The organism is Streptomyces sp. NPDC093111 (genome assembly GCF_040683955.1).
Classification (GTDB): Bacteria; Actinomycetota; Actinomycetes; order Streptomycetales; family Streptomycetaceae; genus Streptomyces.
In genome coordinates this window covers 58,018-81,407 of record NZ_JBFBNW010000010.1, presented here as the reverse complement: position 1 = coordinate 81,407, position 23,390 = coordinate 58,018, and the positions used below count along the sequence as shown (strand labels likewise).

The following is a 23,390-nucleotide window of genomic DNA, read 5'->3' as shown; positions in this document are numbered from 1 at the left end:
GTCGTACCCGCGTGATCATCACGCGGCGGCGAGCCTACCGGCGAGTACGCGAAACGGGGTACGCCCGTGCGGATACGCGGAAGAGGGCGCCGACCTGTGGTCGGCGCCCTCTCAGGCACTGCTCGGGCGCTGTTCAGACGCGCGGGGGCGGTGTGTCACGCACCGCCCGGGCGGGTCAGCTGCAGCCGCTGGTCGAGCCGCAGCCCTCGCAGATGTAGCAGGAGCCGGCGCGCTGCATCTTCGTACCGCAGGAGAAGCAGAGCGGGGCGTCCGCGCTGATGCCCAGCTGCATCTCGACGAGCTCGGCGGAGGTGTGGGCCTGCTTCGGCGCGGGCACCTCGACCCGGACCGGGGCGACGACGGCCTGCGGCTCCTGGGCGCGGGGGGCGGACTGGGCCAGACCCTCGACGTCGACGTCGTCCTCGGACTGCTCGTACGAGCCGGTCTCCAGGTGGCGCTGACGCTCCTCGGCGGAGTGGATGCCGAGCGCGGAGCGGGTCTCGAAGGGCAGGAAGTCCAGCGCCAGGCGGCGGAAGATGTAGTCGACGATCGACTGCGCCATCCGCACGTCCGGGTCGTCCGTCATGCCGGCCGGCTCGAAGCGCATGTTGGTGAACTTCGAGACGTACGTCTCCAGGGGGACGCCGTACTGGAGGCCGACGGAGACCGCGATGGAGAAGGCGTCCATCATGCCGGCGAGCGTCGAGCCCTGCTTGGACATCTTCAGGAAGACCTCGCCGAGACCGTCGTCCGGGTAGGAGTTGGCGGTCATGTAGCCCTCGGCGCCACCCACGGTGAAGGAGGTGGTGATCCCCGGACGGCCCTTCGGGAGGCGCTTGCGCACCGGGCGGTACTCGACGACCTTCTCGACGGCCTCGCGGATCGTCGCCTCGGACTTCGCGGTGACCTCGGCCTTCTCCTCCTCCTTCTTCTTGGCGGAGAGGGGCTGGCCGACCTTGCAGTTGTCGCGGTAGATGGCGAGCGCCTTGACGCCCATCTTCCAGGCCTCGAAGTAGACCTCCTCGACGTCCTCGACCGTGGCCGTCTCCGGCAGGTTCACGGTCTTGGAGAGGGCGCCGGAGATCCACGGCTGGATGGCGGCCATCATGCGGACGTGGCCCATCGCGGAGATGGAACGCTCGCCCATGGCGCAGTCGAAGACCTCGTAGTGCTCGGTCTTCAGGCCGGGGGCGTCGATCACGTTGCCGTGCTCGCCGATGTGGGCGACGATCGCCTCGATCTGCTCCTCCTGGTAACCCAGGCGGCGCAGGGCCTGCGGGACGGTGCCGTTGACGATCTGCATCGAGCCGCCGCCGACCAGCTTCTTGAACTTGACCAGGGCGAGGTCGGGCTCGAGGCCGGTGGTGTCGCAGGACATCGCGAGACCGATGGTGCCGGTGGGGGCGATGACCGAGGCCTGCGCGTTGCGGAAGCCGTTCTTGGCGCCGAGGCGGATCACGTCCTGCCAGGCCTCCGTGGCGGCGGCCCAGATCGGCGAGTCCAGGTCGTCCACGTGGACGGCCTTGGTGTTCTCGTCGGCGTGCTGCTGCATGACGCGCTGGTGCGGCTCGGCGTTGAGCGCGTAGCCGTCGTAGGCGCCGACGACCGCGGCGAGCTCGGCGGAGCGCTTGTACGAGGTGCCCGTCATCAACGAGGTGATGGCACCGGCCAGGGCGCGGCCGCCGTCGGAGTCGTACGCGTGGCCGGTCGCCATCAGCAGGGCGCCGAGGTTGGCGTAGCCGATGCCGAGCTGGCGGAAGGCGCGGGTGTTCTCGCCGATCTTCTGGGTGGGGAAGTCGGCGAAGCAGATGGAGATGTCCATCGCGGTGATGACGAGCTCGACGACCTTGGCGAAGCGCTCGACGTCGAAGGACTGGTTGCCCTTGCCGTCGTCCTTGAGGAACTTCATCAGGTTCAGCGAGGCGAGGTTGCAGGACGTGTTGTCCAGGTGCATGTACTCGCTGCACGGGTTCGAGCCGTTGATCCGGCCGGACTCCGGGCACGTGTGCCAGTGGTTGATCGTGTCGTCGTACTGGATGCCCGGGTCGGCGCAGGCCCACGCGGCCTCGGCCATCTTGCGGAAGAGCGACTTGGCGTCGACCTCCTCGATGACCTCGCCGGTCATGCGGGCGCGCAGACCGAACTTCCCGCCGGCCTCGACGGCCTTCATGAACTCGTCGTTCACGCGGACGGAGTTGTTGGCGTTCTGGTACTGGACGGACGTGATGTCGTCGCCGCCCAGGTCCATGTCGAAGCCCGCGTCACGGAGGGCGCGGATCTTCTCCTCCTCCTTGACCTTGGTCTCGATGAAGTCCTCGATGTCCGGGTGGTCGACGTCGAGGATGACCATCTTGGCGGCGCGGCGGGTGGCGCCACCCGACTTGATCGTTCCCGCGGAGGCGTCGGCGCCGCGCATGAAGGAGACCGGGCCGGAGGCGTTGCCGCCGGAGGAGAGCAGCTCCTTGGAGGAGCGGATACGGGAGAGGTTCAGGCCGGCGCCGGAGCCGCCCTTGAAGATCATGCCCTCTTCCTTGTACCAGTCGAGGATCGACTCCATGGAGTCGTCGACGGCCAGGATGAAGCAGGCGGAGACCTGCTGGGGCTGCGGCGTGCCGACGTTGAACCACACCGGGGAGTTGAAGCTGAAGATCTGGTGCAGGAGGGCGTACGCCAGCTCGTGCTCGAAGATCTCGGCGTCGGCGGGCGAGGCGAAGTAGCCGTACTCCTCGCCGGCCTTCGTGTAGGTCTTCACGATCCGGTCGATGAGCTGCCTGAGACCGGTCTCTCGCTGCGGGGTGCCGACGGCCCCGCGGAAGTACTTGCTGGTGACGATGTTGACCGCGTTCACCGACCAGAAGTCGGGGAACTCGACGCCACGCTGCTCGAAGTTGATCGAGCCGTCGCGCCAGTTGGTCATGACGACGTCACGGCGCTCCCAGCTCACCTCGTCGTACGGATGCACGCCGGGGGTGGTGTGGATGCGCTCGATACGCAGGCCCTTGGCCGCCTTGGTTCCCTTGGCGCGGGAACCACGTGCCGGACCGCTCGCCGTCTCTGTCATGCCGCCTCCCATATACGGGCAAAACACGCTGGAGCGCCTGGAAAATTCCAGCGCTCAGCCTTCTGTGACTCGTCTTGTGGTGCAGTTGCCACGAGCACCTGTCGGTTCACTCGGGGCAGGTCTTTCCGGGCCGCGCGGCGGCCTGTCGCCGGACCGTCCCGGTCCGGCCCGCCGATCTAGTCGGCGGCGGTGGCGGGAACGGGGACCTCGGGGGTCGCTCCGATCCCGCGCAGCTCAGCAGGAGGCCGCTCACGGAGTTCCGTGATGGCGGCCTCGAAGTCTTCGAGGCTGTTGAAGGCCTTGTAAACGGACGCGAAGCGCAGGTACGCGACGAGGTCGAGCTCCTGCAGGGGGCCGAGGATGGCCAGCCCCACGTCGTGGGTGGTCAGCTCGGCGCTTCCGGTGGCGCGCACCGCCTCCTCGACCCGCTGGCCCAGCTTGGCGAGCGCGTCCTCGGTGACGGGCCGCCCCTGGCATGCCTTGCGCACGCCCGAGATGACCTTGGTGCGGCTGAAGGGTTCGGTGACTCCCGAACGCTTGACCACCATGAGCGAGCACGTCTCCACCGTGGTGAAACGGCGGGAGCAGTCGGGGCACTGGCGGCGGCGTCGGATCGACGTCCCGTCGTCGGTGGTGCGACTGTCGACGACTCGGCTGTCGGGGTGCCTGCAGAAGGGGCAGTGCATGTGTTTCCGACCCTCCCTCACGGCACGACTGACACGCCTCACCGGGCCGGTCAAGACCCTCGAAGCGACCACCAGCATAGGTGATGTGGAGACCCCCGGCAGACCGAGGACCACTAGTTCTGGGTGGCAGATGCGATCCAACCACTAGATCTTGGGTCGGACCGCGATTTCGACCCCATGCGCGTGTCGTCGTCCCCAACCGGCCACGAGGGTACGGGAAGGGCGCGGCTGCGCGGATTCCGGGGTCACCGGTGCGACACTGGGAAGGCACCCGGCCGCTCACGGCCCGGCGCCGAAGGTTACCGTAATGACCGAATTGAGACCTCCGTGACCCCAGCAGCCTCGGCGGCCTCGGTGACCCCGGCTACGTAGCCGGCGGAGGCCGCCGGTCACGCCCTGTGCCGCTGCATATACACCCACGTACGCACACGCGTAAGTCGATCTGCGATTTTTCACTCGAACGTGTGTTTGGCGCAACCTTTCGAAAGCCACTACCGTTGTGCCAGCCAGGGAGACCATTCGAGAGGGGCCGCCGACGTGACCACCACCGCAGACAGTGCCACCATCACTGCCCAGGACCGCTCCCAGGGCCGACTCGAGCCGGTGCATGCGATGAATGACGCAGCCATGAACGGGGAGGAGCCCGGCCGACCCGCGCGCTCGCTCCCCGGACGACCTCCAGGCATCCGGGCCGACAGCTCCGGCCTCACCGACCGGCAGCGCCGGGTCATCGAGGTCATCCGCGACTCGGTCCAGCGTCGCGGCTACCCGCCGTCGATGCGCGAGATCGGACAGGCCGTGGGCCTGTCCAGCACCTCGTCCGTGGCGCACCAGCTCATGGCCCTGGAGCGCAAGGGCTTCCTGCGCCGGGACCCGCACCGCCCCCGCGCGTACGAGGTGCGCGGCTCGGACCAGCCCAGCACGCAGCCGACGGACACCACCGGCAAGCCCGCCGCCTCCTACGTCCCCCTGGTCGGGCGTATCGCGGCAGGTGGCCCGATCCTGGCCGAGGAGTCCGTCGAGGACGTCTTCCCGCTCCCCCGGCAGCTGGTGGGCGACGGCGAGCTCTTCGTCCTCAAGGTCGTCGGTGACTCGATGATCGAGGCCGCCATCTGCGACGGGGACTGGGTCACGGTCCGCCGCCAGCCGGTCGCCGAGAACGGCGACATCGTGGCCGCGATGCTCGACGGCGAGGCCACGGTCAAGCGCTTCAAGCGCGAGGACGGGCACGTCTGGCTGCTCCCGCACAACGCGGCGTACCAGCCGATCCCCGGCGACGAGGCCACCATCCTCGGCAAGGTCGTCGCCGTGCTGCGACGGGTGTGACACCACCTCGTCGGCCCTGAACCGGGCCCCGGGACCCACTGCGCCGGTCCCGGGGCCCTGCCGTGTCTCCAGGGCCCCTCAGCGGTCCGGTCACGCCCCCGCCGCGCCCCCGTCGGCGGCCGCCGCGTCGATCGCCGCCAGCGACCTCCGCACCTGGTTGCGGTCGGTGGTGTACCAGAAGTCCGGCAGCGAGGCCTTCAGATAGCTGCCGTACCGGGCCGTCGCGAGCCGCGGGTCGAGGACCGCCACGACGCCCCGGTCCCCCGTGGCCCTGACCAGACGGCCGGCGCCCTGCGCCATGAGCAGCGCCGCGTGCGTCGCCGCGACCGCCATGAAGCCGTTGCCACCGGCGTCCTCCACGGCCTTCTGGCGCGCGCTCATCAGCGGGTCGTCGGGGCGCGGGAAGGGGATCTTGTCCATCACGACGAGCTGGCAGCTCGCTCCGGGGACGTCGACGCCCTGCCACAGCGAGAGCGTGCCGAAGAGACAGGTCTTCGGATCGGCCGCGAAGTTCTTGATCAGCTCGCCGAGGGTGTCCTCGCCCTGGAGCAGGATCGGCAGCTCGGGAATCCGGGTCCGCAGCTCCTCCGCCGCCTGCTGCGCGGCCCGCATCGAGGAGAACAGGCCCAGTGTGCGCCCGCCGGCCGCCTGCATCAGCTCGGTCAGCTCGTCCAGCATGTCGCCGCGCTCGCCGTCCCGGGCGGGCCGGTTCAGGTGCTTGGCGACGTAGAGGATGCCCTGCTTCGGGTAGTCGAACGGCGAGCCGACGTCGATGCCCTTCCAGACCGGCAGGTCGTCGCCCGTGGTGCCCTCGGGCGCGAGCCCGAGCGAGGCGCCCACCCCGTTGAAGTCGCCGCCCAGCTTGAGGGTGGCGGAGGTGAGGACCACGGACCGGTCGGCGAACAGCTTCTCCCGCAGCAGCCCCGAGACGGTGAGCGGGGCGACCCGCAGGGAGGCGCCGAAGCGGTCGTGCCGCTCGTACCAGACGACGTCGTACTCCGAGCCCTGGGTGATCCGCTCGGCGACCCCGTGGACGGACTCCACGGACGCCATGGCCTGCTTGCGGACGGCGTCCTCGTCCTGCACCGCGCGGTCGCGGGTGGTGCCGAGGGCCGTGATCACCGCGCGGGAGGCGTCGCGGAGCGCCATCAGCGCGTACCCCAGGTCCTCCGGGATCTCCTCCAGGCGGCCCGGCAGGGCCAGCTCCATCAGCCGCTCGAAGCCCTCGGCCGCGGTCTGCAGCTGGTCGGCGGTCTTCTCGTCGACCAGCTTCGCCGCCCGGCGCACCGCCCGGTTGACCTGCCCGGGCGTGAGCTCGCCGGTGGCGACGCCGGTCACCCGGGAGACCAGCTCGTGGGCCTCGTCGACGATCAGCACCTCGTGCTGCGGCAGCACCGGCGCGCCCTCGATGGCGTCGATGGCGAGGAGGGCGTGGTTGGTGACGACGACCTCGGCCAGCTTGGCCCGCTCGCGGGCCGCCTCGGCGAAGCACTCCGGGCCGTACGCGCACTTGCTCGCGCCCAGGCACTCGCGCGAGGAGACCGAGACCTGTGCCCAGGCCCGGTCGGAGACGCCCGGCGTCAGGTCGTCCCGGTCGCCGGTCTCCGTCTCGTCGGACCAGTCCCGCAGCCGCAGCAGGTCCTGGCCCAGCTTGCTGGTGGGGGCGGCCGCCTCGAAGGGGTCGAAGAGGCCGTCCTCCTCGTCCTGCGGGACGCCCTCGTGCAGGCGGTGCAGGCACAGGTAGTTCGACCGGCCCTTGAGCATGGCGAACTCCGGACGGCGGCGCAGCTGCGGGTGCAGGGCGTCGACGGTCCGCGGGAGGTCGCGCTCGACGAGCTGGCGCTGGAGGGCCAGCGTCGCCGTCGCGACGACCACCCGCTCCCCCTGCGCCAGCGCCGGAACGAGATAGCCGAGGGATTTACCGGTGCCGGTGCCGGCCTGGACGAGGAGGTGGGAACCGTCGTCGATGGCCTCGGTCACGGCCTCGGCCATGGTGACCTGGCCGGGGCGCTCCACACCGCCGACGGCGGCGACGGCGGCGTGGAGGAGGTCGGGGAGGGATGGCTTCGTCATAGCGCTTCCAGCCTACGGGTCGGCACCGACAGCCGGTCCCTCCCCCGTGATCACGCGAGTGGGTTCGGGACGGTGCCGTGGACGGCCGCGTGGGGGCGCTCGGGCCGGTCGCGGTAGCCGTCCAGGTGGAGCCGGTTCCGGTTGAGACAGAGGCGCTCGATCCGGGGCACCAGGAGATCGAACAGCTCGAAGCGTTCCTTCAGCTCGGGGAAGCGCGCCTGATAGCGGAGGACCTCGGCCCGCAGCAGGGTCCAGAACTCCGCGTCCGGCACGCCCAGTTGTTCCTCGTACAGGGGGGCCAGATAGCGGAAGACACCGACGAAGAGGCCCGAATGGATGAACTGGGTGAGGAAGTCGGGCTCCTCGGTGAGCAGCACGGCCCGTACGTCGTCCGGCATGGTGTCGTGCTCGGGCAGCGGGTGGGCACTGATGTTCACGTCGTCGACGAAGTCCTTGATCGCCAGGCGTACGGGCACGTCCTGGGCGTCGTAGACGACGATCGCGTTCTCCCCGTGCGGGGAGAAGACCGTGCCGTACCGGTAGAGGAAGTGCAGCAGCGGCGGCATCATCGCGGCGAAGAGGCGCTGGAGCCAGACGCGGGGGGCGAGCCCGGAGCGTCCGACGAGCTCGGCGACGAAGGCCCGGCCCTCGGGGTCGGTGTGCAGCAGCGCGGCGAGGGTGCGGGCGCGCTCCCCCGGCGGCAGCCGCAGGGGTTCGCGCCAGATCGCGCCCAGGAGCTCCTTGTACTGGTACGGCACTTCCGGCAGCCGGTCGTACAGCGGGTGCTCGACGGTGACGGAGGCGACCTCGCCGAGGAGGATCACCCCGCACTCGTCGCGGAGGAAGGGGTCGGCGTCCCGCAGACCGTGCACCCAGGCGGTGACCGCCGGGGCGGCGAGGGTGCGCTCGGTGGGCAGGCCGCGCCAGACCAGGGTGTTGAGGACGGACAGCGGCAGTTTGACGGTGTGCCGGTCGGGGCGGCTGGTGTTGAGGAAGGTACGGATCGACTGCTGCGGCAGGCGCAGGTCGGCGTCCTCGGTGAGCGGCACCAGGGCCCCGGAGGCGATGGCCGGGGCGTACAGCGGGAGCAGGACCTCGTCCCACTGCCAGGGGTGGACCGGCAGCAGGAGGTAGCCGTCGGGGTCGAGGCCGCGGGCGCGCAGCGTGGCGTGGAAGCCCTCGCGGACCTCGGGGTCGAGCTCGCCGGCGTAGAGCAGCTCGGGGGTGTCGAGGCCGGCGACCCCTCGGTAGGCGGCGATCCGGCTGCTGACGGCGATCCACGGCAGGCGGGCCGGGCGGCGGGCCTCGGGGGCCCAGCGGGCGGCGTCGGTGGCGGAGAAGCCGATCCGGCCCTTGTTGAGCACGAGCCACGGGTGGCCGGTCTGGTGGCCTTCGAGTTCCGCGTAGCCGAGGTCGGCGAGGGCGGCGGCGGCGAGCGCGGTGTGGTCGAGCCGGGCGTCGGCGGCGAGGGTGGTGGTGAGCTCACGGATGAGGTGCCCGAGGGTGGCGCCGTCGAGGCCCAGCAGCCGGCGGGCGCGGACCAGGAAGTCCAGCGGGTCGATGGCGGGCCTGCCGTCGACGGTGATCGAGCCGGGGTCGACGCGCCAGCCGCCGTAGGCGCCGCGGCGGGCGGTGAAGGCGAGCGTGCCGCCGTCGTCGAGGGTGAGCGTGTACGGGCTCGGCCGGCCCTCGTCCCCGCCGGGCCCGGCGGGTAGGGGTTCGATGACCTCCTCGTACGAGAACTCGGCGATGGCCTTGGCCAGCAGGCGGGCGGACGCCCGGTTCCAGGCGACGGGGTTCAGTTCGGGCGGTCCGCAGAGGGCCTGCGGCGCGGGCTGTGCGGAGTCATGGGGTGCAGGGGACGTCGACACGAGGACTCCTCGGGGTGGGCACCGCCGTGGGTCGGGCGGTGGGTGCGAGTCAGTGGCTGTTCACAGGAGATGGCGCAGGGCGCGGTCGCGGACCATGAGCGCGGCCCTCTTGTCGGGGAGCTCGACCTCGGCGGACAGGCGGAAGCCGGCGCCGAGGAAGGCGGCCACGGAGGGCGTGTTGCGCAGGTCGGGTTCGGCGAGGACCCGGGCGCACCGGGGCCGGTGGTCGAGGACGAGGTCGGCGACGGCGCGCAGGAGGGTGGTACCGACCCCCCGGCCCCGGTCGGCGACGCCTCCGACGAGCAGGTGGATCCCGGTGTCGTGCGGGCGCGCCGGGTAGTGGCGGGCGAGCGGGTCGAGGTCGGCCCGGTAGATCTCGAAGTAGCTCATCGGCGTGGCGTCGAGGACGCCGAGGCAGGGGACGCTGCGCCCGTCGCCGTCGAGTTGGGCGCGGATGTGGTCGGCGGTGACCTCCGGGGGGCCGGCGAGTTCCCAGAACGCGGCGACGGCGGGGTCGTTCATCCACCGGGCGACGAGCGGCAGGTCGCGGTCGAGCCGGACGGGGACGAGCTGGAAGCGCCCCACGGGCGTGTCGGCCGGCCGCCAGTCGGCGACGCGGTCGAGCAGGTCGTCGCCGGCGCCCCTGCCCGGCGGGTCGGCGGCCAGGAGCGCCAGGAGCTCCTCGGGCAGGTGCAGGTCCAGGGTGTCGTCGGGGCCCGGCTGGGTGCCGGTGCCGGGTGCGGGGCCTGCGGCCTCGGTGCCGGGGTGCGCTTCGGTGGGAGGCACGGGGGCGCTCTCCTCTCGGCGGGGCGGTGGTGGGTGCGGTGGGACCCGTGGGGCGGACGGGATCTGTGGGGCGGGGGCTCGGTGGGGGCCGGGCGGGGGCGGGTCGGGCGGTCGTACGGTCCGGAGCGGGTCGGGCGGTCGTACGGTCCAGGGGGGCGGGTCAGGCGGTCGTACGGTCCGGGGGCGGGTCAGGCACGGCGAGGTGGGTCAGGCGGTCGGGCGATCCGGGATGGGGCAGGCGGGCCGTCGGGGCCGGTTCAGGCGCGCAGTGGGTTGGTGATGGCGACGTACACGGACTGGGTGTCGACCGGGCCGACCAGTTCGTCGAGGCCGTGGAGGCGGGTGAGGAGGTTGGCCTTGCAGCGCAGGGTCGCGGCCTCCAGGAGCCGGTGCGGGAGCGGTGAGCCGAGGCTGGTCGAGGCGGCGAGGAACTGGCGCAGGGCGGCGAGCAGGACGCGCTCGTCGGCCAGCCGCTGCGCGCCGAAGGCGCCGATCAGGCCGAGGATGTTGTTGATCCCGAGGTAGTAGGCGAAGCGTTCGTCGGTGACCTGGTCGGAGACGAAGGTGTCGCTGGCCTTCCCGATGCCGGGGAGCCGGCCTTCGAGCTCGTCGCGGCGGGACTCGCGGAAGTAGTAGCCCTGGTTGTCGCGGTAGCGGCCCCCGACGGGCCAGCCCTCGGGGTCCAGGAGGACCAGAGTGTTCTGCTGGTGGGCCTCCAGGGCGACGCCGGCCTGGCCGTCGAGCCAGAGCACGGGGCGGACCACGAGGTCGAGGTAGCGCAGGAACCACTCGGTGGCCACCGCCGTGGTGGGGCGTCCGGTACGGGTGGCGAGCCGGCTCACGACCTCGGCGAGGCGCGAGCTCATCCGGGCGGAGCCGGGCCGCGGTCGCGGTGAGGTGAGGGCGGCGAGGCACACGGCGTCGTCGCCGGCGGCGAAGGGGTTGTGCCGGATCATCACGTCGAATCCGGGGACGGCTTCGCCTTCGGGGGTGTCGACCGCGAGCCAGGCCGGGTCGCGGACGATGTCGAAGCCGGGGTGGGCGGCCTGCCACTCGTCGACCAGGCCGGTGCGCAGCAGCCGGTGCACCTCGACGCCGCGGTGGAGTTCCTTGCGCAGGTTCTCGCGGCGGGAGTTGGTGATCCGTACGCCGAGGGAGAGCTTCAGCATGGCGCGGGCGCCGGGGCGGTGCACGGTACGGACGGAGGACGTCGGGTGCCAGGGGGCGCCGTGGGCGCCGAGGTCGTGGAGGAGGCCCTCGTCGAGGAGGGCGGCGACGGCGGGGCGGTGCCGGAGTTCACGGGCCTGCCAGGGGTGGAGCGGCAGGGCGGCGGTGCCGGGGGGCAGGTCGAGGCCGTCGGCGAGGGCGGCGGTGAGCTGGGCGGCGGCGACCGGGCGGCCCTGTTCGGTCCAGGCCGAGTCGGTGGCGAGGAGGCGGTGGTCGACGCCCATCCAGTGGAGGGGGAAGGAACCGTGCGACTCGGGTGAGTAGAGCCGGGCCTCGGCGTCGGAGAGCCCTTCGCGGCTCTTGGGGGTGGGGTGGAGCGGGTGGCCGAGCAGGAGCGACTGCTCGGCGCTGAGGAACAGGTCGGCCTCGGGGCCGGGCAGCGGGTCGCGGCGGCGTTCGGCGATGAAGTCGGCGGTCCGGCGGGCGGAGTCGGCGACGCGGCCGACGAGTTCGGTGCCCTCGGGGCGGCCGGTCTCGCGGCTGAGCAGCGCGGCGACCGTGACGGCGTCGACGGTCGGGGCGCTGGCCGGGAGGCCCTCGAATGTGGAGGCGTCGAAGCGGTGCCAGCCGGTGGGCGACCAGTAACGGACGGGGACGAGGAGGGCCGTGCCGGAGGCGTCCAGCGGGATGCGGAGGGTGGCGGGGCCGGAACCGGCGTCCGTTCCGGGGGCCTTGAGGTTCTTCTCCCGTACCCAGCAGCGCAGCAGGTTCTCGACGGCGGCAAGGTCGGCGGCCCGCCGGGGGTCGGGGTCGTCCAGCGGGTCCGGGGTGCCGGCCGACCCGGCCGACCCGGCGAGCTCGGCGGACGCGGCGAGCTCGGCCGACGCGGTGGCTCCGCCGCACCCGGCGGGCGCGGCGGGCGCGCCGACCAGAGTCGGCGCGGTGCACCCGACGGGGACGGTGGCCCCAACCGGAGCGGTGGACCCCGCCGGGACGGCGGCCCCCGCCGGAACAGTGGACCCCGCGGACCACTCGTCCACGGCGGCGGACCCGGAGGTCGAGCAGGGCGCGCAGGACCCGGCGTGCGCCGCCACCGGTGTCCCGGCATGGGTGCCCGTCGGTGCTCCGGCGTGCGCCCCGACCGGTGTCCCGGCATGGGTGCCCACCGGCGCCCCGGCGTGGGTGCCCGCGGTCGGGCCCGGGTACTGGCGCGGGACGGTGGGCTCGGCGGTGAGCGGGGCGCTCGGGGTGCCGGAGGGGTCGGAGGCGGGAGTGGGGTTCACTGAGGCTTCCTTGGGGACGGGGCCGGGTGAGGCGGCCGGGCGGGTCGGTCCGTGTCCGGTGGGGGTGCCCGGACTCAGCGGGTCGGCCCGGACGGGCGGGCCCGGTGGGCCCGTTCGGCGGCGGCGAGGGCGTCGGCGAAGCGGTCGAGGACGGCGGCCGCCTGCTCGTCGGTGAGGGTGAGCGGGGGCAGCAGCCGGACGACCGCGTTGTGGCGTCCGCCGAGTTCGACGATGAGTCCCCGGTCGAGGCACTGGCGCTGCAACTCGACGGCGAGGGCGGGGTCCGGCGGCGGGGCGAGGTCGTCGGGGCGCTCCGCCTCGGGGTCGACCACCTCGACGCCGATCATCAGGCCGCGGCCCCGGACGTCACCGACGCAGGGGTGGGCGCCCGCGAGGCCCTGGAGCTGTCCGAGCATGCGGGCGCCGAGGACGCCGGCGCGGGCGGCGAGCCCGTTCTCGCGGACGTACGCGAGGGTGGCGGCGCCCGCGGCCATGGCGAGCTGGTTGCCGCGGAAGGTGCCCGCGTGGGCGCCCGGCCGCCAGGTGTCGAGCGCGGAGCGGTAGACGACGACGGCGAGCGGGAGGGAGCCGCCGATGGCCTTGGAGAGGACCATCACGTCGGGGACGACGCCGCTGTGCTCGACGGCCCAGAAGGTGCCGGTGCGGCCGACGCCGGTCTGGACCTCGTCGGCGATGAGCGGGATGGAGCGGGCCGCGGTGATCTCCCGCATGCGGCGCAGCCAGCTGTCGGGGGCGGGGATGACGCCGCCCTCGCCCTGGACGGGTTCGAGGATCATCCCGGCGGGTGCCGGGACGCCGCTCTTGGGGTCGTCGAGCGCGGTCTCCGTCCAGCGGGCGGCCAGTTCGGCGCCGCGCTCGCCGCCGACGCCGAAGGGGCAGCGGTAGTCCTGCGGGTAGGGCAGGCGGGCGACGCGGACGTCGGTGGCGCCGCCGGAGACGGCGAGGGCGCCGGCGGTCATGCCGTGGTAGGCGCCGCTGAAGGCGAGCACGCCGTCGCGGCCGGTGGCGGCGCGGACGAGTTTGAGGGCGGCCTCGACGGCGTCCGTGCCGGCCGGTCCGCAGAACTGGATCCGGGCGTCGTCGGCGAGACCGGCCGGGAGCGTGGCGAAGAGTTCGGTGGTGAAGGCGTCCTTGACGGGCGTGGCCAGGTCCAGGACGTGCAGGGGGGCGCCCGAGTCGAGGACCTTGCGGATGGCTTCGAGGACGACGGGGTGGTTGTGGCCGAGTGCCAGGGTGCCCGCGCCGGAGAGGCAGTCCAGGTAGCGGCGCCCGTCGGCGCCCTCGATGGTGAGTCCGCGGGCGCGCACGGGGACGATCGGCAGGGAGCGCGCGTAGGTGCGGGCCGCGGACTCGCGCTGTGCCTGGCGGCGCAGGATGCCTTCGTGGGCGCCCGCTTCACCGGTAGCGCGCGGCTCGCCCAGGGGTCCGTCCCGGTGGTCGCAGCGGGTCCCGCCGCCGGTCGCGTCCCGGGGGGCGTCGCAGGTCCGCTCGGCCGGCGTCACGGCCGGAGCTGGTTCGGTCACGGCCACGGCTCGGAGTCCTCCCGCTGTAACGGTTGCGTTGCACATCGGTACGTTGCAGGGCCACTCCAAGAGGCGTCTCGGACACCGCCGTTGTGTCCCCCGTATGTACCAACGACCGGGCCTGCCGGGGATCACGGGCGGCGGGCAAGTTCCTTGGCGTGTCCCGGATCACGGACCGGCAAAGGCTGTGGGGGACCGGAACCGCGGACCTGGGTCCTGCCGTCCCCTCCGGCACCGGCATAGTGGGGGCTTCACATGGCACGGCCCGTTCGTGCCGCCACTGTTCACTGATGCACAAGTAGACGTAGTCCCAGGGGGATCACGAGATGCGATCGATTCGTCCGATGCTGGCCGCAGCATCCGCCGTCGCGGCACTGACGCTGACGGCGACGGCCTGCGGTCCGACCGAGGACAACGCGGGGGGTGACAAGCCCAGCGTCTCCGCGGACCCGACCGCGGGCGGCAAGATCACGATTCCGGACGACCTGAAGCAGCGCCTCAAGGACCACGGGATCGACCTGGACAAGTGGCGCAACGGCGAGTGGAAGAACTGGGACCGGGACAAGTGGCTGCGTGAGGCCAAGGACTACGTCAACCCGATCATCGAGGACCTCTGGGACCCGGACCGGATGCGGGACGCCGAGCGCCCGGACAAGCCGGTCAAGGACGAGGACATCTCCGGTGACAAGGGCGTGACCGACCCGACGCCGGACCCGGTGAGGGCCACGTCCGTCAAGGCGCCCTACCACTCGACCGCGCCCGCCTCCGGCAAGGTCTTCTTCGACGGCCCCGAGGGCTCGATGGTCTGCTCGGCGACGGTCGTGCGGGACCCGGCGCACCCGGGCAAGTCCAACATGGTCTGGACGGCCGGTCACTGCGTGCACGCGGGCAAGAAGGGCGGCTGGTACCGCAACATCGCCTTCGTCCCCTCGTACAACAACGCCGGGAAGCCGACGGCCGAGCTGGAGAAGGCGACCCGCGAGGAGATCGCGCCGTACGGCGTGTGGTGGAGCGACTGGGCGCAGACCTCCGACCAGTGGATCGACCAGGGCGGGCAGACCGGCGGCCAGGGCGCGCCGTACGACTTCGCGGTGCTGCACGTGACGCCGGAGAAGGGCTCGACCGGCAAGTCCCTGGAGGAGACCGTCGGTTCGGCGCTCCCGGTGGAGTTCAACGCCCCGGCCGTGCCGAAGATCGCGGACATGACCGCGACCGGCTTCCCGGCGGGTCCGCCCTATGACGGGCAGAAGATGTTCCAGTGCCAGGACAAGCCGGGCCGTCTTTCGGTGAAGTCCGAGCAGCCGACGATGTACCGGATCGGCTGCACCATGACCGGCGGTTCGTCCGGCGGCGGTTGGGTGGCCGCGGGCCAGGACGGCAAGCCGGCGCTGGTGTCGAACACCTCGATCGGGCCGGTGACGGCGGGCTGGCTGGCCGGTCCGCGACTCGGCACCGAGGCCAAGACGATCTACCAGGGCGTCAGCAAGAAGTACGCGAACCGCTGACCCCGTGAACGCAGGAGGGCGGGACCCGTTCGGGTCCCGCCCTTCCGTACGGGCATACTGTGCACCGCTAGTGACGCGTCCATGGCAATCCGGAGCGGGTTCCTCCGCCCCGGCGGCCGCCCGCGGGCCCCGAGGGCCACGGCCGACGGCCGGACGAGACCGGACGCGCAGAACATCCCAGGGGGACAACACTTCATGCGTTCCATACGACTTCTGCCCGGCCTCACGGCCCTGGCGGCGGCGCTCGCGCTGACCGCCACGGCCTGTGGTCCGACCGAGACCCCGGCGGCCGACAAGCCCGCCGACAAGCCCGCCGCCTCCACTCCCGCCGAGGACGGTGCCGGCTCCGGCTCCGACCTCACCAAGGACATCGCCGGCAAGCTGAAGAAGCACGGCGTCGACCTCGACCAGTGGAAGAACGGCGACTGGAAGAACTGGGACCAGGACAAGTGGCTCCGGGAGGCGGAGGACTTCGTCAACCCGGTGATCGACGGTCTCTGGGACCCGGCCCGGATGCAGTCGGCCAAGAGCCCCGACCCGACGATCACCGCGCAGGCCGGCAGCTCCGGCAGCGACCCGGTGCCGCGGCCGGTCCAGGCGCAGCGCGAGAAGACGCCGTACCACCGCTTCGCGGCCCCGGTCGGCAAGATCTTCTTCGACTCGCCCGAGGGCTCGATGGTCTGCTCCGGCACGATCGTCAAGGACCCCCGCCACCCGGGCAAGTCCAACCTCGTGTGGACCGCGGGCCACTGCGTGCACGCCGGCAAGCGCGGCGGCTGGTACCGCAACATCACCTTCGTCCCGGCCTTCAACGACCTGGGCAAGTCGCCGGCCGCGCTGCGCAACGCCAAGCCCTACGAGGTGTACCCCTACGGCCAGTACTGGGCCGACTGGGCCGTGACCTCCGGCGAGTGGCTGCGGAGCGGCGGCACCAACCAGGCCTGGCCGTACGACTACGCCGTGCTGCACGTCCAGCCGGAGCGGGGCCGCAAGTCCCTTGAGGAGACCGTGGGCGTGGCCCTGCCGGTCGACTTCTCCGCGCCGGCGCCCTCGCGGGCCGGCACGGTCGGCGCCTGGGGCTACCCGGCGGCGCCGCCGTACAACGGCATGATCATGCACAAGTGCCTGGACCGCGCCACCCGTCTGACCACCGCGCCGGCGACGCCGACGATGTACCGGATCGGCTGCACCATGACCGGTGGCTCCTCCGGCGGCGGCTGGTTCCGCGTGCTGCCGAACGGCACGACGGCGCTGGTGTCGAACACCTCGATCGGCCCGGCCGGCCGCAACGGCTGGCTGGCCGGACCGCAGCTGGGCCGCGGCGCCAAGGCGGCCCACGAGATGGTCAGCAAGAAGTTCGCCCGCTGACCCGAGGGCGCTGATCCCCGAGGACGCTGATCCCCGAGGATGCTGACGCCCGGGGACGCTGGTCCCCGGGCGTCGACCCCCGGGGCCCGGCCCCGGGTGCGGGACATGGAAGAAGGCGCCGGCCGCCTCCCGGGAGGGAGACGGCCGGCGCCTTCGGTGTCTGTCGCCGCGACGGCGACGGCGTCAGTGCGCGGCCGGGACGTACGGCGCGAGGAGCGCCGCCAGTTCCTCGTGCACCCGCGCCTTGAGGAGGGTGCCCTCCGCGGTGTGCTCCTCGGAGAGGACCTCGCCCTCGGCGTGCACCCGGGAGACGAGACCGCCCTCGGTGTACGGCACCAGGACCTCGGTCTCGATCTGCGGGCGCGGCAGCTCGGACTCCAGGAGCGCGAGCAGCTCCTCCATGCCCTCGCCCGAGCGGGCCGAGACCGCGATGGAGTGCTTCTCGACGCGGAGCAGGCGCTGGAGGACCAGCGGGTCCGCCGCGTCCGCCTTGTTGATGACGACGATCTCCGGCACGTTGACCGCGCCGACGTCGCGGAACACCTCGCGCACGGCGGCCAGCTGCTCCTCCGGGGCCGGGTGCGAGCCGTCCACCACGTGCAGGATGAGGTCGGAGTCGCCGACCTCCTCCATGGTGGAGCGGAAGGCCTCGACCAGGTGGTGGGGCAGGTGCCGGACGAAGCCGACCGTGTCGGCCAGGGTGTAGACCCGGCCGGTGGGCGTCTCGGCCCGGCGCACGGTCGGGTCGAGGGTGGCGAACAGCGCGTTCTCCACCAGCACGCCCGCGCCCGTGAGGCGGTTGAGCAGCGAGGACTTGCCGGCGTTGGTGTATCCGGCGATGGCGACCGACGGGATCTTGTTCCGGCGGCGCTCCTGCCGCTTGATGTCGCGGCCGGTCTTCATCTCCGCGATCTCCCGGCGCATCTTCGCCATCTTCTCGCGGATCCGACGCCGGTCGGTCTCGATCTTGGTCTCACCGGGGCCGCGGGTGGCCATGCCGCCACCGCCGCCGCCACCCATCTGACGGGAGAGCGACTGACCCCAGCCGCGCAGGCGCGGCAGCATGTACTGCATCTGCGCGAGCGCGACCTGCGCCTTGCCCTCTCGGGACTTGGCGTGCTGGGCGAAGATGTCGAGGATGAGGGCGGTCCGGTCGACCACCTTCACCTTGACGACGTCTTCGAGGGCGATGAGCTGGCCGGGGCTGAGCTCGCCGTCGCAGACCACGGTGTCGGCGCCGGTCTCCAGCACGATGTCGCGCAGCTCGCGCGCCTTGCCCGAGCCGATGAACGTGGCCGGGTCCGGCTTGTCGCGGCGCTGGATGACGCCGTCGAGGACGAGGGCGCCCGCCGTCTCGGCGAGGGCCGCGAGCTCCGCGAGGGAGTTCTCCGCGTCCCGCACCGTCCCCGAGGTCCACACACCGACCAGCACGACGCGCTCCAGGCGCAGCTGGCGGTACTCGACCTCGGTGACGTCCTCGAGCTCGGTGGAGAGACCGGCGACACGCCGCAGTGCGGCGCGCTCGGAGCGGTCGAACTGGTCGCCGTCCCGCTCCCCGTCGATCTCGTGGCTCCAGGCGACGTCCTCTTCCATCAGGGCATCGGCCCGAAGGCTCTCGGTGCGGTTCGTCTCCGCGAAGTCCTGCTTGTCCTGGGAAGGGGATGAAGAGGAGGTCATTTGATCCTTACTCGAAGAAGAGTCCGTTACGTCCGTCACAACGCGTGACGTCCCGGAAGAATTCCCGGGGTCCGGCCGCGCCGCCGACCTGAAGATGGTGACACGGCCGGACCGGGCCCGTCATCCCGGTTTCACCGCCGCGGCGCCCGGCTGTGCCAGTCGGGGTGGCCCGGCATGGGCGGGGTCTTCGCCGCGTACAGCCAGTCCGCGAAGAACCGCTTCAGGTCGCGTCCGGAGAGCCGCTCGGCGAGGGCGACGAAGTCCTTGGTGCCGGGCGTCCCGTCGCGGTTCTCGCTCACCCAGGCGCGCTCCAGGCGCTCGAAGGTCCCGGTGCCGATCTCGTACCGCAGCGCGAACAACGCGAGGGCGCTCCCGTCGTAGACGACGGGACGGAAGAGGCTGATCTTCTCCCCCGGCTCCGGCGGCTTGGGCGCGGCCGGCGGGCCGCCGTCGGCGCGCCACTGGTCGGAGGCGCCGTACGCGGCCTTCATGCGCCGCTCCAGGGTGGGCCCGCCCTTCTGCTCGGCGTACAGCGCCTCGTACCAGGTGGCGTGGCCCTCGTTGAGCCACAGGTCGGACCAGCGGTGGGGCGAGACGCTGTCGCCGAACCACTGGTGGGAGAGCTCGTGGACCATGATCGAGTCGACGTACCACTCGGGGTAGCCGGGCTCGGTGAACAGGCCGCGCTCGAAGAGGGAGAGCGTCTGGGTCTCCAGCTCGAAGCCGGTGTCGGCGTCGGCGATGAGCACCCCGTACGTCTCGAAGGGGTAGCGGCCGATCCGGTGCTCCAGCCATTCCAGGTGGCCGGGGGTGCGGCGCAGCCAGGGTTCCAGGAGCTCGCGGTCGGCGGTGCGGACGACGTCCCGCAGCCGGAGGTCGTGCGGGCCCTGCCGGTGCACGACGGTCGACTCGCCGATGGAGACCTGGGCCAGCTCGGTGGCCATGGGGTGGGCGGTGCGGTACGTCCAGGTGGTGGTGGCCCCGTCGCGGACGCGGCTCTCGGGGAGGCCGTTGGCGACGGCGGTGAGGGCGCTGGGGGCGGTGATCCGGAAGGTGAAGAACGCCTTGTCGGAGGGGTGGTCGTTGGAGGGGAAGACGCGGTGGGCGGCGTCGGCCTGGTTGGCCATGGCGAGGCCGTCCCCGGTGCGCACCCAGCCGCCGCTGTCGGCGGGTCCGGTGGGGTCGCTGGTGTGGGTGACGGCGATCTCGACGGCGTCGCCCCGGTCGACCGGGCGGGCGGGGGTGATGACCAGGTCCTCGCCGCTGGTCTCGTAGGCGGCGGGTTCGCCTTCGACGGTGACGGCGGAGACGGTGCCGTGGGTGAAGTCGAGGTTGATGCGTTCCAGGTCGTCGGTGGCGAGCGCCTGGATCCGGGTGACGCCGGCCAGCGGTTCGGTGTTGCGGCCGGGGTAGGTGAGGTCGATGTCGTACGAGAGGACGTCGTATCCGGGGTTGCCCAGCTGGGGGAAGAGCGGGTCCCCGATGCCGAGGGGCGCGACCGGGGGCAGGGCCGCGGCGACGAGTCCGGCGGCGAGGGCGACGAGGACGGTGGAGCGCAGCACGCGCGCGCGGGCACGCACGCGTGGCGACGGATTGCGGGGCGTGCGGGTGGGGAGCGGCATGGGCTACCGCTACCAGGGACGGGCCCGTCCCCCCGGGCGGCGCGCGCGCCGGGCCACCCGAAGGGGTCAGGGGCGGGGGGAGGCGGGGTGCTTGGCGCGGCTCACGTCGTAGACGCCGGGCACGTCCCGCATGGCCCGCATGAGGGCGGGGAGCCCGGCGGCGTCGGGGAGTTGGAGGGTGTAGGTGTGGCGGACCCGCTGTTCGCTGGGGGGTTCGACGGTGGCGGCGACGACGGCGGCGCCCTCGGTGGCGATGGCCTCGGTGAGGTCGGCGAGCAGCCGGGGGCGGCCGAAGGACTCGGCGACCAGGGTGACCCGGCAGGCGGCGGTGTCGCCCCAGTGGACGGTGACGGGCGAGCGCCCGAGCCGCCGCATGGTGTCGGCGGAGGCGCAGGCGGTGCGGTGCACGGTGACGGAGCCGCCGCGCACGACGAAGCCGGTGATCTCGTCGGGCGGTACGGGGGTGCAGCAGCCCGCGGGGCGGACGGCGGGGGTGTCGGTGCCGGGCAGTTCGGCGCGCAGGCGGGTGCCGGAGCGCCGGTCGGCGGTGACGCCCGCGGCGGGCCGGGGGGCCGCGGCGGGGATCTTGGCGGTTTCCGGGTGGGCCTGCAGCCAGCCGGTGATGGCGATCCGGGCGGCGGGCGTACGGGCGTGGTCGAGCCACTGCGGCGCGGGCCCGGAGGTGCTGTCCTGGGCGAGCAGCGGCTGGACGGTGTCGCCGTCCTGGAGGACGGTGCTCAGGGGCGCGAGCCGGCCGTTGACCCGCGCCCCGAGACAGCCGTGGGCGGCTTCGCCGTGCTGGGCGTAGGCGGCGTCGACGCAGGTGGCGCCGGCGGGCAGGCTGATGGTGCCGGGGGTGCCGCCGCCGGTGCGGAAGACGGTGATCTCCTGGTCCTGGGCGAGGTCGGCGCGCAGCGAGGTCCAGAAGGTGTCGGGGTCGGGGGCGGACTGCTGCCAGTCGAGGAGCCGGGAGAGCCAGCCGGGCCGCGTGGGGTCGACGCGCTCGCCGTCGTCGCCGGGGGCCCCGGGCGCCTGCTCGGTGGCCTCCTGGCCGCTGTACGGGTTGCCGAGGGCGACGACGCCGGCCTCGGCGACCTGGTGCATCTGGTGGGTGCGGATGAGGACCTCGGCGACGGCTCCGTCGGGGGCGGCGACGGCGGTGTGGAGCGACTGGTACAGGTTGAACTTGGGGGCGGCGATGAAGTCCTTGAACTCCGAGACGACCGGCGTGAAGCAGGTGTGCAGCTCGCCGAGGACGGCGTAGCAGTCGGCGTCCTCGGCGACCAGGACGAGCAGCCGCCCGAAGTCGCTGCCGCGCAGTTCGCCGCGCTTGAGGCGGACCCGGTGGACGGAGACGAAGTGGCGCGGCCGGACGAGGACTTCGGCGCCGACCCCGGCCTCGCGCAGCAGGCCGGAGACCTGTTCGGCGATGACGGCGAGGGCGTCGCCCGCGCCGGCGTTCCCGGCGATGAGCGCGCGGGTGGCCTCGTACTCCTCGGGGTGGAGGATGGCGAAGACCAGGTCCTCCAGCTCGGTCTTGAGCGCCTGGACGCCGAGGCGCTCGGCGAGCGGGATGAGGACGTCCCGGGTGACCTGGGCGATGCGGACCTGTTTCTCGGGGCGCATCACGCCCAGCGTGCGCATGTTGTGGAGGCGGTCGGCCAGCTTGATCGACATGACCCGGACGTCGTTGCCGGTGGCGACGAGCATCTTGCGGAAGGTCTCGGGTTCGGCCGCCGCGCCGTAGTCGACCTTCTCCAGCTTGGTGACCCCGTCCACGAGGTACGCGACCTCGTCGCCGAACTCGGTGTGCACCTGGTCGAGCGTCACCTCGGTGTCCTCGACGGTGTCGTGGAGCAGCGCGGCGGTCAACGTCGTCGTCTCGGCGCCCAGTTCGGCGAGGATCAGGGTGACCGCGAGCGGGTGGGTGATGTACGGCTCGCCGCTCTTGCGGGTCTGGCCGCGGTGCGAGGACTCGGCGAGGACGTACGCCCGGCGCAGCACGGCGAGGTCGGCCTCGGGGTGGTGGGCGCGGTGCGCGTCGGCGACGTGCCCGATGGCGTCGGGCAGCCGGTCGCGGATCGCGGGGCCCGCGGTCGCGCCGAGCAGGGCGGCGCGGCCGAGCCTGCGCAGGTCGATCCTGGGGCGGCCGCGTCTGCGGCCGGGAGCGTCGGGGCCGGTGGCCCCGGCCTCGCTCACGGGGTTGGTGGCCTCTGCGCTCATGGGGCACCTCCGGCGGCGTGGACCGGCGGAGGGCCGGGGCAGGGTGTGCCCGGCGGGCCGGTGCTTGATGCTACCGACCCCACCACGTGGCGCAGTCCCGCTCTCGCCGAGCGTGAACCGGATCACCCGTTCGAGGGACGAATCAGTCGTTGACAGTTTCGAATCGGGGCGTCCGCGGCCGGTCCCGGAGGGTCAGTCGCGCGCGTCGGCGGCGTCGGCGCCGTCGGAGCCGGACGGCTCCGCGAGCCACGCCGGGTCGACGGTGCCCTCGGCGACGATCACGGCGGGGCCGGTCATCTCGATCTCCCCGTCGGGGTGCTCGGTGATGACGAGCGTGCCGCCGAGGACGTCCACGGTGTACGTGACGGGGGCGCCGGACGCGGCCGGGTCGGCGCCGTCCCGGCGGGCGGTGGCGACGGCGACGGCGCAGGCGCCGGTGCCGCAGGAGCGGGTCTCGGCCGCGCCGCGCTCGTGGACGCGCATGGCGACGTGGCGGGGGCCGCGGTCGGCGACGAACTCGATGTTGACCCCGTCCGGGTAGACGCCGGCCGGCTCGTAGGGCGGCTCGGTGTAGAGGTTGCCGGCGTGGTCGAGGGAGTCGACGAAGGCGACCGCGTGCGGGTTGCCCATGTTGACGTTGCGGGCGGGCCAGCTGCGCTCGCCGACGGTGACGGTGACGCCGTCCTCGGGGAGCACGGCGCGGCCCATGCGGACGGTGACGGAGCCGTCCTTGGCGAGGTGGACGCGCTTGACGCCGCCTCGGGTGGCGACGGCGACCTCGCCGGCGGTGACGTGTCCGGCGTGCTCCAGGTAGCGGGCGAAGACCCGGACCCCGTTGCCGCACATCTCGGCGACCGAGCCGTCCGCGTTGCGGTAGTCCATGAACCACTCGGCCTCGTCGGCCAGGTGCCGCGCCTCGGGGTGCGCGGCGCTGCGCACGACGTGCAGCACCCCGTCGCCGCCGATCCCGGCCCGCCGGTCGCACAGCCGGGCGACGACCGCGGCGGGCAGGTCCACGGCGTTCTCCGCGTCGGGGACGATCACGAAGTCGTTCTCGGTGCCGTGGCCCTTGAGGAACGTGAGGGGCGAGGTCTGCGTGCTGGTCACGGGATCAACTGTACGGGGCGGGTACGACACCGGCCGGGACGGTCCAGGGGGCGGGACGGGTGGGGCGGGTGGGGCGGGTGGGGCCGACGGT

The 23,390-nt window shown here is 72.8% G+C and carries 14 protein-coding genes; 3 read left to right on the top strand and 11 right to left on the bottom strand.

Going from position 1 to position 23,390, the window contains the following annotated elements:
- Window positions 1-175 precede the first annotated feature (175 nt).
- Complete coding sequence (locus tag AB0Q96_RS18930; protein ID WP_365326801.1) at window positions 176-3,061, bottom strand: vitamin B12-dependent ribonucleotide reductase; 2,886 nt, start codon at window positions 3,059-3,061, stop codon at window positions 176-178.
- A gap of 176 nt (window positions 3,062-3,237) precedes the next feature.
- The gene (gene nrdR / locus AB0Q96_RS18925) at window positions 3,238-3,747 is read right to left on the bottom strand and encodes a transcriptional regulator NrdR (protein ID WP_329424884.1); all 510 of its coding nucleotides are present in this window, start codon (window positions 3,745-3,747) and stop codon (window positions 3,238-3,240) included.
- A 537-nt stretch (window positions 3,748-4,284) separates the two neighbouring features.
- Here nrdR and lexA point away from each other — a divergent pair.
- Complete coding sequence (gene lexA, locus AB0Q96_RS18920) at window positions 4,285-5,073, top strand: transcriptional repressor LexA (protein WP_046911342.1); 789 nt, start codon at window positions 4,285-4,287, stop codon at window positions 5,071-5,073.
- A gap of 90 nt (window positions 5,074-5,163) precedes the next feature.
- Here lexA and AB0Q96_RS18915 read toward each other — a convergent pair whose 3' ends face one another.
- The 5 genes from AB0Q96_RS18915 to AB0Q96_RS18895 all read right to left on the bottom strand — a co-directional run bounded on the left by AB0Q96_RS18915 (window position 5,164) and on the right by AB0Q96_RS18895 (window position 13,803).
- A complete protein-coding gene (locus AB0Q96_RS18915) occupies window positions 5,164-7,146 on the bottom strand; it encodes an ATP-dependent DNA helicase (RefSeq protein WP_365326798.1) in 1,983 nt (660 codons plus the stop codon).
- A gap of 50 nt (window positions 7,147-7,196) precedes the next feature.
- On the bottom strand, window positions 7,197-9,017 hold the full coding sequence (locus tag AB0Q96_RS18910; RefSeq protein WP_365326796.1) for an IucA/IucC family siderophore biosynthesis protein: 1,821 nt from the start codon (window positions 9,015-9,017) through the stop codon (window positions 7,197-7,199).
- A gap of 60 nt (window positions 9,018-9,077) precedes the next feature.
- Window positions 9,078-9,707, bottom strand: a complete 630-nt coding sequence (locus tag AB0Q96_RS18905; RefSeq protein WP_365327190.1) for a GNAT family N-acetyltransferase — start codon at window positions 9,705-9,707, stop codon at window positions 9,078-9,080.
- Window positions 9,708-10,060: 353 nt separating this feature from the next.
- Entirely contained in the window at window positions 10,061-12,253 is a 2,193-nt protein-coding gene (locus AB0Q96_RS18900; RefSeq protein ID WP_365326794.1) for an IucA/IucC family protein, read from the bottom strand.
- Window positions 12,254-12,327: 74 nt separating this feature from the next.
- Window positions 12,328-13,803, bottom strand: coding sequence for a diaminobutyrate--2-oxoglutarate transaminase family protein (locus AB0Q96_RS18895; protein WP_365326792.1), 1,476 nt, complete (start codon window positions 13,801-13,803; stop codon window positions 12,328-12,330).
- A gap of 320 nt (window positions 13,804-14,123) precedes the next feature.
- Between AB0Q96_RS18895 and AB0Q96_RS18890 the strand changes: the two genes are divergently transcribed.
- The gene (locus AB0Q96_RS18890; RefSeq protein WP_365326790.1) at window positions 14,124-15,302 is read left to right on the top strand and encodes a hypothetical protein; all 1,179 of its coding nucleotides are present in this window, start codon (window positions 14,124-14,126) and stop codon (window positions 15,300-15,302) included.
- A gap of 195 nt (window positions 15,303-15,497) precedes the next feature.
- On the top strand, window positions 15,498-16,670 hold the full coding sequence (locus AB0Q96_RS18885; RefSeq protein WP_365326788.1) for a hypothetical protein: 1,173 nt from the start codon (window positions 15,498-15,500) through the stop codon (window positions 16,668-16,670).
- A gap of 183 nt (window positions 16,671-16,853) precedes the next feature.
- Here AB0Q96_RS18885 and hflX read toward each other — a convergent pair whose 3' ends face one another.
- From hflX to dapF, 4 genes are all read right to left on the bottom strand, one after another.
- Window positions 16,854-18,347, bottom strand: coding sequence for a GTPase HflX (gene hflX, locus AB0Q96_RS18880; protein WP_365326786.1), 1,494 nt, complete (start codon window positions 18,345-18,347; stop codon window positions 16,854-16,856).
- A 131-nt stretch (window positions 18,348-18,478) separates the two neighbouring features.
- A complete protein-coding gene (locus tag AB0Q96_RS18875) occupies window positions 18,479-19,969 on the bottom strand; it encodes a M1 family metallopeptidase (RefSeq protein ID WP_365326784.1) in 1,491 nt (496 codons plus the stop codon).
- Window positions 19,970-20,035: 66 nt separating this feature from the next.
- On the bottom strand, window positions 20,036-22,192 hold the full coding sequence (locus AB0Q96_RS18870) for an HD domain-containing protein (RefSeq protein ID WP_365326782.1): 2,157 nt from the start codon (window positions 22,190-22,192) through the stop codon (window positions 20,036-20,038).
- A 192-nt stretch (window positions 22,193-22,384) separates the two neighbouring features.
- A complete protein-coding gene (gene dapF / locus AB0Q96_RS18865; RefSeq protein WP_365326780.1) occupies window positions 22,385-23,299 on the bottom strand; it encodes a diaminopimelate epimerase in 915 nt (304 codons plus the stop codon).
- Window positions 23,300-23,390 lie beyond the last annotated feature (91 nt).